Origin of the sequence: Paenibacillus sp. CFBP13512 (assembly GCF_005233705.1) — a bacterium.
GTDB classification, from domain to species: domain Bacteria; phylum Bacillota; class Bacilli; order Paenibacillales; family Paenibacillaceae; genus Saccharibacillus; species Saccharibacillus nuruki.
This window is the reverse complement of the sequence record NZ_QGAD01000025.1, coordinates 32,811-46,925: the sequence shown is the minus strand read 5'-3', so window position 1 is coordinate 46,925 and position 14,115 is coordinate 32,811. Positions and strand designations below refer to the sequence as shown.

The window sequence follows — 14,115 nt, the reverse complement described above, 5'->3', positions numbered from 1 at the left end:
TTAAATCTCTATGAATAAATTTTAATAATAAAATCTTCTAATACTTTTTTTACTGCTATACCTGACGTAGGTAATAAATTATTAATTCGTTGTAAGATAGATGGATTTTTGATTATTATTTGTTTATTCTCTAAAGTTGTAAAACTTCTTAAAGTATCTATACATATTTGAAAAAGTTCTTCATCTTTAGTTTCAAGCAATGACAACAAAATTTTTAATTCATATACATTACAATTACTATCCAAACAATAGGCTATTTTTTTTTGCCACTCTAAAGACTTATTAAATACTTCAATTGATAATTTTTCCCAATCTTCTTTATTAAATCCTGATAGAATCTCACTTGCAATTGTACAACCATCATCATACCAAGAATCTACTGTTGTATTAGCTGATAAGAGATTATCTAATTCTCTATACATATTTAGAACCTTTCACTTTACAAATTTTAAAAACCTGAAGGACGAGGTGCATTTTTTGTTCCTGTAGGATATCCACTACTCAAATTATCTCCAATTTTGAGAACATCAATTTCTACATTGTTTACAATTTTTCTATGCCAAGTTGCTCCATCTCTTAATCTTGTTGAAATAGCTGGTGCGTTTCCAACTTCTAAGATACTATTGAGAATTTGTTCATCATTCCATGAGTCTGGAAATAATGTACTTTTTTTAAGTTTAGAAATATTACCGTCTGAAAATTGTTTAGTAAAAAGAACATTTTTTGTTCCATCAGCATTATTGGACAGAACTTCTACTGCAAAATCAGTATTACTATTATTTATAGTAGATGAATGTCCACCAATTAATTCGTTTTTTGGTACTTTACGTTGTCCTTGTAATATTTTCTCCTTCATATCCTTACTAATAATAGTTTTAGTTAAAAGGATCTTAGGAGTATTATCAATTTCTTTAGCCACTCTTGCTATAACCCAACTACCACCATCAATAGCCCCCTTAGTTAAGGCTTTTCCTGCAATCTTACCTCCAGGTACCCAACTTAAGAGAACTCCTCCTCCATTAGCTACTCGATCTGCAACTGATCATTGATCTCCTGTGACATAGTTGACTCCGGTAAATATTTCTTGCAGTCCTTTGAGTGTACCTAATCCTGGCACAGCATCCGCTATGAAACTCCCTACTGTTCTCAACATCTCGTCACTATCAGCACTCAATCCAAACGGATCGATATACGAAATCGGATTCCCATTCACATACGCATACCGGTTCAAGGTCATTCCAACGTCAATACTGCCACTCACGACATCTCGATTGACGAAACATTTGATCTCTGGATTGTAATACGTTTTTCATCTCGTGCACCTCTCGTTTGGATCAGTTATAGCTTCATCGCATCCTAAAGATTCAACATAGATGTCTTTAATGGTTTATACGTACAGTATGATTAGAAAATCATTAAATAAAAAGAAATCTTGAAAGAAATAATCTTTCAAGATTTCTTTTTTCGAACCCAACCGTTATAATTCTACTGGTTGTCCATTTTGACCTAACATCCCCATTACTTTACGATCTCGATCCGATATAATTAACGTGTAATCTTCAAACAAAAAAGGGTTAGGTGGTAAATCTACTGTTACTCGCCATGCTGGTCGGATATCATCATTTTCTCTATTGTTTTCATCTCTTTTGAACGTATATCCTTCATCAAAATATAATCTTTCGATTTCTTCACTTACGATCCCTTCCTCTTTATTTTCTTCATGATATTTTTTAGCAATTGCTATTGCTTCTTCTGGTGTTAATACAGTATCCATAGTAATCTCGTTTATTCTGCGATGATGTCTAGGAAAATTCCGATCTACTTCATCAAGTATTTTTTTTAATTCTTCTTTAGTTCTATTATATCTTTTCAATTCTACTCACCTTCCAAATCATCTGTGTTTTAATCGCAAATCATTAATATATTCTTTTGAATGATTGATTGAGTTACCGTCAAACAATTCTTCATTTTGCATTACTCTTGAATAGACATATTCCTCTCGTTCTAATCGACTAAGATTCATATAAGCTTCTTTTCCTATCGCTAACCATTGCTCCGCATGATACCCTTCATGATATAAATTAATGAGACTCGGATTTTTCTTGATCCATATTGCTCCACTGCTATAATCAAATCCTGCTTCATAATTCCCTGTAAGAACTTTTCCTTTCTTATCTACTTTGACATTAATTCCATATTGACCCCAGTATTGTTTAAACTGTCTAATTTCTTTTGTAAGAGCCAATGTTTCTTTTCTACTATTTTGTAGCCTTTGTACATTTCTATAATCTATGCTCTCATTTAAAACTTCATCAGCACTATTTTTTTACTAAATTTAATAACAAGCTAACTATGGCCATTAATAGCACTTTTAGTTGCTTTTTTTACTAACAAAATTTTCATACTACACTAGTTATCTAGTCTCTCACAGACATCTTCTAACCTGTTTTATAATCCATTCTCGAAAGACTTCATAAATATCTTTTAAGTATAAAATTTAGTGCAATTTATAATAATTATTTTATTCTCAATCTGTATTTAATTATAATTCAATGATCATTTCTCGAAAAATTTATTACCATATTCAATAAGAATTTCAAAGTCATTATTAGGACAAAAAATACCGGGATGTTTGCCACTATTTTTGCCATAAAAAATTAAATATTCTCCACATTTGGGACAAGGTATTTTCTCTCCACTCATTACCTTTTTTCGCAATAAATGCATCTCTTCAATTGCTTCTAAAATTTCTTCTTTACTTCTTTTAGTCACAGTAATCAACTCCTCTTTAGCGATAAGGTAATTCAGGATAAGTGGCTTTAACCATTTCAATAATCTCTCTGATTTGTTTAACAGATAATTCATTATAATTGTGCTTAGAACCCCTCATAAAAGCTATGATCTCAGCTCTCTGAGTACCCTTAATCTTTAAACCAGCATGTGTAACTTCATGAATAATAATTTGAGCAGTTAATTTAAAGACTGTGTATTTTTGATATACGTGATAGCTGTGTTACCAAATGCTTCTCCATATATATCTTCAAAAGGCTCTGTATAAGAAAGATTAACCTCAACATTATTTTTTTCAATAATAGCAATAGTTTCTTTTCCTATAGAAGTTTTTCTTAATTCTATATATATATTCTTCGGCTTAATTTGTTGGCCCATGATAAATCCAAAACCAGCTATAAAAAGTTCTCAAGGTTTAGCATAAAATGATTTTTCTTTTATTAGCTTCTAACGACTTTACCACCAGAGAAAAAGCTAACTAGGGTGCCTACTCCAGTAGCAACTCGATCGCCTACAGAAAGTTCTTGACCTGTAACATAATATTTTATTTAAATAATTCCTATAAATAATTTAGATTCACCAAATCATGAATAGCATTTGATAAGAATATTTTCACTGCATTAAACATCTTATTAATATCCGCACTCACTCCATCTAATTTTACAAATTTGAATCACCAATCTCTTATAGCTTGAGTTTGAACTATTAAAACGAATAATTAAACGATTTTTAAGTTAAAAAATACAAGTTGTAAAATATACAGCTTGTATTTTAAATTTATTTCAAACTACCTTTAATTATAATACCCTTGACCAACAGCCCATAATAAATATTCAAGTTTTGCAAGCAAAGCAACTTTATGCTTTGTAGAATAACTTTCTATCGGATTAGACCAATCTAAATTTTTAATTAATTCTAATCCATATTCCCCTAGAGGGTTTGCTTCTGGATACCATCCAATATCCCAAATAATATTATCTCGAATATAACTCATTTGAAGTAAATCTTCTGTGAAATTAATCCATTTTTCATTCAATGTCTTTGGATCTAATTCTACAAAAGTATTGTAGTCCACTTTCCAAGAAGAAGATATCCGTATGGGTTGTGATTTTAATATTGGTAGTTCTGATTTAACTCTCATACTATTAACTCCAAAGTTTATCTTTGAACAGCTTTGAATATCCCATAAAATAATAAAACGAAACTAGCAAAAAACAGATCTATTCTAGTAATAGTTTACTAGAGTAGATCTGTTTAGTGTAATTAGATAGTATACGCAAATGTATTAATAGAATTTTTATTATTTGGTTTGGAATATTTGTTAAGAAATATTAAGCTTTTTTTTAATTTCCTTTAATTGAGCTTCAACTTCAACCTTAGCATTTGGATTGTGTATTAAATAATTTATGCTTGCTTCTTTTAAATGATGATAGAAAGTAGCGTAATCTAATACTAGCGTTTGATCTTCTTCCACTGCTGGGTAATCAAAAAAATAACAAACTCCTATCTCACCAAAATAACCTTCATCCCATTCATTTAATTCATTTGCAAAAACACACCAAACGTGTTCACTTCCACCAAATCCTTTTTCTTCACAAAAATTTTTAAGTGCATCTAAAAAGTATCCCTCTTCAAGATGTCTATAATACATATTCAATAATTCTTTTTCTGTTAAATTGCCACTCATCACAGCATTCTCCTAAAAATTATTTTGATAAAGTCGGGAAGAAATTCGTTATTATACCGTTCTCATCAAGGTATCCTGTGAATTTTAAACCATTTGAAGCTGTTCCTCTAATTTCTCTACCTATCATCTCTCCATTTTCCATTGCTTCCTTACCCCATGCTATCATTTGGTTATTAGAGATTACATTTGGATCATATACTGTTTTGGGATGGGAAATATTTTTAAACTGATTAGGTATTACTTTTAATTCTCTATCAAGAGCAGGAAGTCTGTACTGAACCTGAAACACTCCAGAAACTGTAGAATGCGATGTTTTGGAAATAATGATATCCTCTAGGTTCCAACCTTGATCTGTTATAATTTTTTCAAAGCTTTGCAAATTGTGTCCTCCAACAACTCCCTTATTCCCTTTTCTAACAATACCTTGAGCGTTAATTATATGATCTTCAAAATTAGACAAGTATTTAAAACTATTTTTATTCTTAGCCACTCTGGCTATAACCCAACTACCACCATCAATTGCTCCCTTAGTTAAGGCTTTCCCTGCAATCTTGCCTCCAGGTACCCAACTTAAGAGAACTCCGCCTCCATTAGCTACTCGATCTGCAACCGATAATTGATCTCCTGTGACATAGTTGACTCCGGTAAATATTTCTTGCAGTCCTTTGAGTGTACCTAATCCTGGCACAGCATCTGCTAAGAAACTTCCAACCGTTTTCAACATCTCGTCACTATCCGCACTCAGTCCAAATGGATCGATATACGAAATCGGATTCCCATTTACATAGGCATAGCGATTCATGGTCAGCCCATCGTCGATACTTCCACTCAATACATCTCGGTTCACGAAACGCTTGATCTCTGGATTGTAGTACCTTGCTCGCATCTGGTACAACCCGTTCGGATCAGTCATGACTCCGTCGCGTCCGTTGTATTGGAACGGTTGCTCGGTAGTTCCTTCGTGTCCTAACGATTCACCATAGGTACCGTAGCTGTACGTATCGGTGAGTTGTCCCTTAGCATCGGTTAATGCGAGTGTACTTCCTCGACGGTCGTAGTGGTAGCTTTGGTACGCTCCATTCGCATCTTGGCGTCCGATCAAGCCATTACCGTACACATACCATGCGGTTGGTTTGCCTGTTCCATCGGTTTCCATCAACACTTGAGACAACACAGCTTCGGGATTGATCACATATTTCGTGGTCGTTCCGTTAACGGTCATCGACGTACGATGATTTTCGTGATCGTATCCGTATTGTACCCCACCGGCTTCAACCAGACGGTTACGTGCATCAAAGGTATAGTTTTGCATCTGTCCAGCAAGTGGACCGACCAGCATATTTCCTTCGGCATCATATTTCACTGCTTCACCATTGACCGTAGCTAGACGATTGTCTGCACTGTACGTCATCGTCATATCGCCTGTACCGTATACATCTGCGGTTACACTGGCTGGCTGTGTGTATACATCGGTTTGAACACCGGATGATACGATATCTGTAGTTTGTGGTAATCCTTCACTTTGAATCATCACATCTTCAAGCAATGGAGATAATCCAGGCCCATAGACATCGGCTGTAACAGTATTCAGATCGGCATTGATATCGCCACCGTCTTCATTCGTCACTTGTCCAACCTGATCATACGTGTAATTGTATTCATACAATACCGTTCCATCCGCTTGCAAGTCTTTCAATGTTAATACTTGTCCTGCGGCATCATACGTACGAACTTCTTTCGTTCCATCTGGACGTGTTGTCGATAATAAGCGACTATTCGCATCATACGTATAAGAAGTTTGGCGTCCTGCCCAGTCTGTCACTGTAGCTAGTCGACCATTGGCATTGTACGTATAGGATACTTTTTTGCCATCTGGATACGTAAGTCCTGTTAATTGTCCTGCGGCATCGTAACTATACGAAATGGTCTGTCCATCTCCATTAGTGAACGATTCTACACGGTTCAATTTGTCATAGTTACGTACTAATACTTCGCCATTACTACCTTTAACCGAAGTGATATTTCCATTAGCATCATAGTCATACGATACACTACCCGCTTCATCGGTAAATTGGCTCAAATTCCCTGCGGCATCGTAGCTATATTTACTGTTACGACCATTTTTATCGGTATCGCTACCTAGTAATCCTACATTGTTGTACGTGTAGCTATGGTTGCCCCCTGCTTCATCTTGCTCTGAAGTCAGACGTCCAAGCAGATCGTACTGATATTTGGCACGATTACCATTCGCATCTACCATTTGAGTAATCTGGCTAAACGCATCGATTGTCTGCGATGTACTGCCTTGAATCGCATCTTTAACCGATGTTAATTGGTTTTTACGATCATACCCATAGGTCGTTGTGCGTTTTAACGGATCGACTGATTGGGTTAACTGATTGAGATCGTTGTATGTGCTTGTATACGTATAGCCTAGCGCATCTGTCATTTTGACCGGATTGCCTGCGGTATCGTATTCGACTGTATACATTTTGTGATTGAGTGCATCATACGCTTCGATTGGACGACCTAATGTATCGTATGCATATTTCACCGTTGCGCCTGCAGCATTCGTTTCTGTCATCAGACGACCTGCGGCATCATACGTAAATGAACTCTTACGACCTAACGGATCAGTGACAGCTGTCATATTGCCTTCGCTATCATAAGTGATCGAAAGTGTTCCACCCAGTGCATTACGAACCGCTGTTAATTGTCCATTAGCATCATAGGTGTAGCTTGTCACATTGCCACGTGCATCGGTAACACTTGCTAGATTGTCTTGCCGATCATACGTGTAGCTGATTTTATTTTTGAGCGGATCAATCATATTAATTAATTGATCATTATCATTATAAACAGCTTGTGAAAGGTTACCTTCTGCATCGCTTTGAGTCGTCATGCGACCTGCGGCATCGTAACCCACTTTCATAATCTCGCCTGTAGAAGCAGTCACCGTATCTAATTTATAGCCATTATAGCTATAGATCGTCTTCCCGCCACGCGGATCGGTTGCTGCTGTTAACATGCCTTTGTCATTGTACTCATACGATACTTTATAACCTTCGGTATCGGTTGTACTGAGTAGACGACTATTGGCATCATACGTACTTGTAATGCTGTTACCATCAGGTCCTGTTGCTTTGAGCAAATTCCCTTTGGCATCGTAGGTCAAAGTCATCGATAGACCAGATGGATCTGTATTCTTGGTCAAATTCCCTTTGCTATCGTATTCGAACTTCGCCGTCTGACCTAGCGCATTCGTAATACTGGTACGATTGCCTTGAGCATCATAGGTGTAGCTTGTTTTACTGCTATTGCCATCTTGAACTTCAACCAATTGATAATTGATATTATGCACACGTTTTTGAATATCACCGTTGCGATCTGTAATCGTCGTCGTGAGCATTCCGTCTGCATTGCTATAAGCAAACGTTGTTGGTTGATGTGCAGTGATTCCATCATTCTGACGCAATATTCTGCCTTTGCTATCGTACGCATTTGAGAATACAAGCTTGCCATCTAATGAACCTGTCACAATCTGATTATTTTTGTTATACGTATATTCTGTTTTGTGGCTTCCTGGATCGGTAAGTGTAATCAATCGACCTGTATCATCATAAGTAAATGTAGATGTACGACCCGCTTGATCGGCAACTGTCGCTACTTTACCGATAGCGTTGTAAGTGATGACTAACTTTGCTCCACTGGTCGGTTCCGTCACAGATAGTAACTTACCTGAACTATCATACTGCATCGTCATTGTAATGCCGCCACGTTCACCCATTGATTGCAGTGTTCCGTTAGCAGCGAAAATGTAATGTGTTCCATCATAACGGGTCAATGTGTATGTGCCGTTTGCATTTTTTTGCAATTGGTCATTACGTACTGCACGTTCAACAGGAGTGTAGGTAGCTTTATCACTATTTAGCATAAAGTTATTGGTACGGAAAGCATTCCAATATACCGTCATCTGACCTGTTGTATTGTTTTTACTCAAACGCATTTCAAAATTATGACTCCATCCTTTACCAAGACCCGCATTACCTTGTAAAAGAGCATAATACTGAGCTTGGAAAGGAATATCGACTGTTCCATGAGCAACCATCATCGTTTTATTGATAATTTGTGCTCCTGTAGAAGTGTCAACAGGATCTGCATAATACGTCTGTTGATCATAATCGGCTGGATCGATAGTTCCTACAGAAGGATTCACTACTGGCGGTACAGGAACTGGAGTCGTTGTTGTGACTTCCATTTTGAAAGAACCATATGGACTATAAAGTTCATATGTGGTTGTACCCGTATTACGAATCACAGTCGTATTGCCTGCTCCGATCGTAACTGTACCTGAACCTGTTTGTTCTTCCCCTTGCTCTGTCCAGTAACTAAACTTACTACCTACATTAAGTGCACGCGCATGATCGTGTACATTGGTTGCTTTGACCATCGTATTCGGTGCTAATGTGTAAAGTGATAGTGCCGGAGTGTCCTGATCTTGGAAATTAAAATGATCTTTATTTCCATTAACCAGTGTATTGGACGCTTGTTGCCCTGTAAGAATCGCATAACCACCTGCTGGAACAGATACCGAATTACCGGTTGTTTTGCGATCATACTGAACAGGTTTGCCTGAAGCATCATATACGGCCACATCGTACTTACCATCTACAGATAATGTAGCTGAACTGCTTGATGTATTGGTCGCTTTCATCGTCTGATCCATCGTCAATGTTTTGACTAACAGATCATCGCCTTGTGTCACTTTGATCGCTTCTGTCGGTGCATAGACTGTAATAGGTGCTACATCTACATTCGTTACAACCAGACGTGATGAAGCAGGAACGTCGTGATAACTAGCTGTTGTTCCTGTACTCGAAATGGTGAGTTTGCCATTCGCATTGTACAGTTGATAACTATGATTACCTGCTAATTTAACAAAAAAGTTGCCTGGCGAAATATTACGGATTGAATAGCTTTCGCCGACTTCAAGCGTTTTGATCGTTACAGGTTTACCGCTCACTGTTGTCATTTTGTAGGCATCGTACGAACCTTGAACCGTTACATTAGCTGTACCTGATGCTGCAACAACAATACGATCTCCTTTGGTCATCGCTTGCGAAAGCAGTTCGTCCCAACCGTACTCACGCACTTCTTTATTGGCTTTGTACTGTGCGTAATCATACGGATTACCATTGAAATATAAAAACATTTGATTCAGTGCATTTTGTTCAAATGCTATAGACTCATTCGTAGATAACGTTTTGGTAAAAGTAACTGGATTACTTCGGTCCGCTAACTGGAACGACTCGAAAGGACCATATACCACATTGTAGATCGTATCACTATTTTGAATGGCTATTTTGGCCTTAGGATCTAGTGTTTGTGAAGGTGTTCCACTTAATCCATGACTATATTGTTTTAGTGCACCCGTACTATCATACGTTGCCATATCATAGATTTGCTCGATAATTAATCGAGAAGGAATACTATCTATATTGGTCGCTTCTAGACTTTGAGCGGGTGCTAATGCTTTTTTCATCAACGCTGGGTTCGTACGATTAGCGATCTTAAACGCATCATAAGAGCCTTCAATCATTACAGAATGCGCTGTTGGCGCTGTAATCGCAATGCGCTCTCCATGCTCTAGAAGTTCAACTCCACCCGATACTGCTCGTCCTAATCCATCGACTCCACCAGTTGCATCTCGTTTGACATAGTCGTAGATATTATCTACAGCGTTGAGATACACGTTAAACGATTTGGATGGTTGTGTATTGGTAATATCTACATTCTCATCGGTATTCAGTACCTTCTGGAATGTGACGGGATTGGTACGCGGTATTACTTTAAATGTGTCATACGCTCCGTATACCAAACCGGGAGTTGCATCTACATTTTGTACAGCGACACGTTCACCTGTCGCTACCACTTGTACAGCCGAACCAGTATGGTTACGACCATATTCACTTAATACATCATTTGAAAATAAAGCAGAATCATAATTGACCGTCAGACGTACTTGCCCTGACTTAGTACCTGTATATTGAGCTTCGATACTTTCACGCTTCGATAATACTTCTTCAAACAAAGCAGGATTCGTACGTGCTTGTATCGTGAATGCATCATAAGGCCCTTCTACTGTTAAATCTGTTGAAATCACATTGGTGACCGACATACGATTAGATGTCAGCAGGCTTTTGGAAGAACTGGTTTCTTTTCTTCCCATTTCGATCGATTGCCCTGCTTGATACTCTGCAAAATCATACGTTCCATTAGGATAAATGAAGAATGTTTTGCTTGTTTTATTCGTGAAGTCTAGACTTTGTTTTGTAGATAATGTTTTCTTGAATGTGACTGGATTGGTACGGTCTTTACCTGTAAATAATTCAAAAGCCGCATATGCATCAATTGTTTTTACATCCGTATTCATGACAGCTAAGCGTTGATTAGGATCTACAGAACGGTACGTTGTAGTGGTACCACGATAATAGCTGTTAGGCTGATCTGTTGTATCATAATCCATCAAGTCATGTTTACCTGTAAAATAAACCGTTTCATTGGCTTTATCTTTGTTAATAAACTCGGCACTCTGATTAATAGCTAATTGCTTCACCAGTAGTGCAGGATCGCTACTCGATTGAGCTGTTGTTACATCATAAGGACTCAAAATAACAAGTTGACTGCTTCCAGCATTCGTTAGCGTCACTCGTTCTCCATTATAAAAAGGTAATGATTTGGCGACACGATCATGATCTAGTGAGCGTAATGTATCATCTGCACGATAACTCGCTTGATCATATATTCCATCCGTAAACATACTGAACAGCGCCGGACTGGTGTTTGTTAATTTCGCACTTTGTCCTGCATTGAGATAACCTTTGTATAAAGCAGGTTCAGCCCGACTGCTGATATCAAATGCGTCATAAGGACCGGATACCGTCATCGCTTGATTACCACTATTGGTGGTGATCATTTTCTCATCTTTGCTAATCAGATGTCTTGCACTTACGATCGGATTATCAAAATCATCAACTTTATTATTATCTTTTTTGTAGACAGCATAGTGGTGTTGCCCACTTGCATTGATATAGAATGAATAATTAGAGGTGTTGATTGTTTTTAATGTTTCGCCTACATTCAGTACACGATTAAACGTGACGGGTTGCGTACGAGCAGTCGCTACAAATGCTTCATAAGGAGCATGGATACTTGTGTTTGTATTGCTGCTACTTATATTGGTAATAGCTACTTTTTCACCTGGATCAGGATAAATATTTGAAGATTTCACTACAGGTGCATACTCATTAATGCCTGCACTATCATACAGAGCATAATCAAATTCACCAGATACAAATAGTCCTGTTTTGGTAGGCGATACGTTTTTGATTTCTACCGAATGGCCTGGAGAAATATCTTGATCCAATAAAGCAGGGTTAGCTGAATCGGATATCACTGAATTCAATTTAGGAATCTTAATCTTAATTGATTGTGTATTAAAAGCAGGATTGGTAATCACAACATAGTTACCATTTCCCATAATGTAGTTAGCACTTGTATTTAAAATATCGTAACTATCTACAGCGCCATTGGATTTGTACTCCGCAATCTGGAAACCATTGCCTATATCATCGGTTAACAGTTTCATGGTATCGCCAGAGTTGTTCAGCACTTTAATACTTTTGCCGGGTGCTAACGTTTTGGTAATCATCGGCGGTTCAACTTGGGTTGTGGTATAGAATGCAGGAGATGCACCTGTAACCAACATAGAAGCATCGCTAGGATTAGTCAAAACGATACTTTGCCCTGCTTTAACATATTTAGTTGGAGTCTTGGTTACTCCTGATGAAGCCAGTGTTCCATCCTCATCAAAGATTGAAAATTCATAATTATCTGTGCCGTCAATATACACATAGAAGTTTTTGGTCGTATTATTAGTTGCTTGTACAGAACCACCTTTAGTTAGATTGTATCTGAAATCAGCTGTTGAACTAGTTCCAGTAATATCTATCGGAATGGTTGGACCTACAATTTCGAATGCTACATTGTCACGGTTAGTAACAAGAATAGTGCCACCCTTTTCGACAACTTCTCCTCCACCCGTATCTTTACGAGTGAAAGAAGAAACAATCAATTCTCCATCTGCACCATAATGAATATTCGAGTTAATGCCACCAATATCAACCGATAAAGAGTAGTCTAAATTACTATTTTTCACATAAGCGCTAGCTCCCGGTTGTACAGAATATCGAGTCAGTGCTTTAAAAATTTGAGACGAGAGTTGAAATGTTTTACTTTTCATATCTATTGTCATATTAGAAGACGAATTATTCGTTATTCGCACGGTCTGATTAATAGATAAAGTAATTGGAACATATGCTGTTTTAGTATAGAAACCAGATACATCTCCGCTTGCTAAGTACTTTACATAATCATAATTGGTACCTGTCACATAAATAGTTGCAGAGGAAGAAGCTGTATATGTAAAATCCATTGTTCTTCCAGGACCTAATGTATATACGCCGGTCTCCGCAGAAGCAGAATTCATTTTGAACCCTGCGACTACAGCAAATAAAACAACAAACAATAAGGCTAACCGTACATATTTATTTTTCATTAACGGTTATCCCCCTGTGTTGACTGTTCAAATGTACGATCAGCAAATCCGGCTTGTGCTGTACCATTTGATTTGAGCAGAACAATCTGCAAATGAACACGGGCTTTGACCGCTTGTGCTGGAGCTTTTAAGTTGGCACCGTACGTATGCCAGTCCGTATTTTGCTTGAGGTTCAAAATGTTGTTGTAATGCACTAATTTATTGTTTTTATCATAATAATTAATGATGACTTGCACGACAGCATCTTTTACATTTTGGGTCTGTACCCAGCCATTATAAGAGTAAGCTTGCCCTGCTTTCACAGCAATATCACGGTAAATATTCGCAGCGCCTGTATGTTTAGACGATACTTCGATCCATTGTGTGTTCATCATAGAAGAAGAGGAATGGTATACATCGCTTGCTACGGTAGTGTCGCCATACACATTATGTACAACTGATTGAGGTATTGTGGTGGTTGTAGGTGCGTATACATCTTCTGTTGCTGTACGATAACTCGCTTTAATTCCTTTTGTGGCATAAGCTGTCCAACCTGTCATTACATTGGACGTTTGACGTAATGACTTACTGCTAGTACTGGATTTGATACTTAATATATTTCCACCTTGATCATACGTATATGTGGTTTGCTTGCCATCTTTAGTAACTGAAGTGACTCGACCTAGATCATCATATTGATATTCTGCTGCATACATTAGTGGAGCTGTAAGTAACATACTCATCATACTTATGGCTATCATTGTGCTAATCTTTCTCATTTTTTTCGCTTCTCTCCCTTTTGAATATCTGTAGCTCATACAACTTAGTTAGCATATTTTGCACAGTGACTACTTCTTTATTCACCCTCCCTTTGTTAATGACAATCTTCTTTAGATTTATTATATCTTTTCCTTAAAAAGAATAGACCTTACTATCTAATCAATATATGGCAATTCAGTCAACAATATTATGGAAAATAACCGTAAATTTTCTGTAAAATATGTTATACCATCATTTTATATTTCACAGTCTTAATTAGTTG

General features: G+C 37.2%; 10 protein-coding genes and 1 pseudogene. All 11 read right to left on the bottom strand.

From position 1 onward, the window contains the following. Positions 1–8: 8 nt before the first annotated feature. The gene (locus PaeCFBP13512_RS21575; RefSeq protein WP_137225876.1) at positions 9–422 is read right to left on the bottom strand and encodes a hypothetical protein; all 414 of its coding nucleotides are present in this window, start codon (positions 420–422) and stop codon (positions 9–11) included. A 26-nt stretch (positions 423–448) separates the two neighbouring features. Continuing rightward, positions 449–919 (bottom strand): EndoU domain-containing protein, encoded by a 471-nt coding sequence (locus PaeCFBP13512_RS21570; RefSeq protein ID WP_241669456.1) that lies wholly within the window; start codon positions 917–919, stop codon positions 449–451. Positions 920–1,042: 123 nt separating this feature from the next. Next, a pseudogene (locus PaeCFBP13512_RS21565) lies at positions 1,043–1,291 on the bottom strand (pre-toxin TG domain-containing protein); the annotation flags it as partial. 186 nt (positions 1,292–1,477) lie between these two features. Then, entirely contained in the window at positions 1,478–1,873 is a 396-nt protein-coding gene (locus tag PaeCFBP13512_RS21560) for a PepSY domain-containing protein (RefSeq protein WP_137225872.1), read from the bottom strand. A gap of 18 nt (positions 1,874–1,891) precedes the next feature. After that, on the bottom strand, positions 1,892–2,293 hold the full coding sequence (locus PaeCFBP13512_RS21555) for a zincin-like metallopeptidase toxin domain-containing protein (RefSeq protein ID WP_137225870.1): 402 nt from the start codon (positions 2,291–2,293) through the stop codon (positions 1,892–1,894). 263 nt (positions 2,294–2,556) lie between these two features. Beyond that, positions 2,557–2,832: a hypothetical protein gene (locus PaeCFBP13512_RS21550; RefSeq protein ID WP_161594333.1), complete on the bottom strand. Its 276-nt coding sequence runs from the start codon at positions 2,830–2,832 to the stop codon at positions 2,557–2,559. Between the two features lie 138 nt (positions 2,833–2,970). Next, on the bottom strand, positions 2,971–3,168 hold the full coding sequence (locus PaeCFBP13512_RS21545; RefSeq protein WP_137225866.1) for a hypothetical protein: 198 nt from the start codon (positions 3,166–3,168) through the stop codon (positions 2,971–2,973). Between the two features lie 415 nt (positions 3,169–3,583). Next, complete coding sequence (locus tag PaeCFBP13512_RS21535; protein ID WP_137225865.1) at positions 3,584–3,931, bottom strand: hypothetical protein; 348 nt, start codon at positions 3,929–3,931, stop codon at positions 3,584–3,586. Positions 3,932–4,111: 180 nt separating this feature from the next. Next, positions 4,112–4,477: a ribonuclease toxin immunity protein CdiI gene (gene cdiI, locus PaeCFBP13512_RS21530; RefSeq protein WP_137225863.1), complete on the bottom strand. Its 366-nt coding sequence runs from the start codon at positions 4,475–4,477 to the stop codon at positions 4,112–4,114. 19 nt (positions 4,478–4,496) lie between these two features. Further along, the gene (locus PaeCFBP13512_RS21525) at positions 4,497–13,094 is read right to left on the bottom strand and encodes an RHS repeat-associated core domain-containing protein (protein WP_137225861.1); all 8,598 of its coding nucleotides are present in this window, start codon (positions 13,092–13,094) and stop codon (positions 4,497–4,499) included. Continuing rightward, entirely contained in the window at positions 13,094–13,816 is a 723-nt protein-coding gene (locus PaeCFBP13512_RS21520) for an RHS repeat domain-containing protein (RefSeq protein WP_161594332.1), read from the bottom strand. Before PaeCFBP13512_RS21520 ends, PaeCFBP13512_RS21525 begins: the two co-directional genes overlap by 1 nt. Positions 13,817–14,115 lie beyond the last annotated feature (299 nt).

Bases quoted from the DNA above. Each gene is read 5' to 3' on its own strand.
- cdiI (WP_137225863.1), bottom strand. From the start codon at position 4,477: ATGAGTGGCAATTTAACAGAAAAAGAATTATTGAATATGTATTATAGA.
- PaeCFBP13512_RS21575 (WP_137225876.1), bottom strand. From the start codon at position 422: ATGTATAGAGAATTAGATAATCTCTTATCAGCTAATACAACAGTAGAT.
- PaeCFBP13512_RS21535 (WP_137225865.1), bottom strand. From the start codon at position 3,931: ATGAGAGTTAAATCAGAACTACCAATATTAAAATCACAACCCATACGG.
- PaeCFBP13512_RS21525 (WP_137225861.1), bottom strand. From the start codon at position 13,094: ATGAAAAATAAATATGTACGGTTAGCCTTATTGTTTGTTGTTTTATTT.
- PaeCFBP13512_RS21545 (WP_137225866.1), bottom strand. From the start codon at position 3,168: ATGGGCCAACAAATTAAGCCGAAGAATATATATATAGAATTAAGAAAA.
- PaeCFBP13512_RS21520 (WP_161594332.1), bottom strand. From the start codon at position 13,816: ATGAGTATGTTACTTACAGCTCCACTAATGTATGCAGCAGAATATCAA.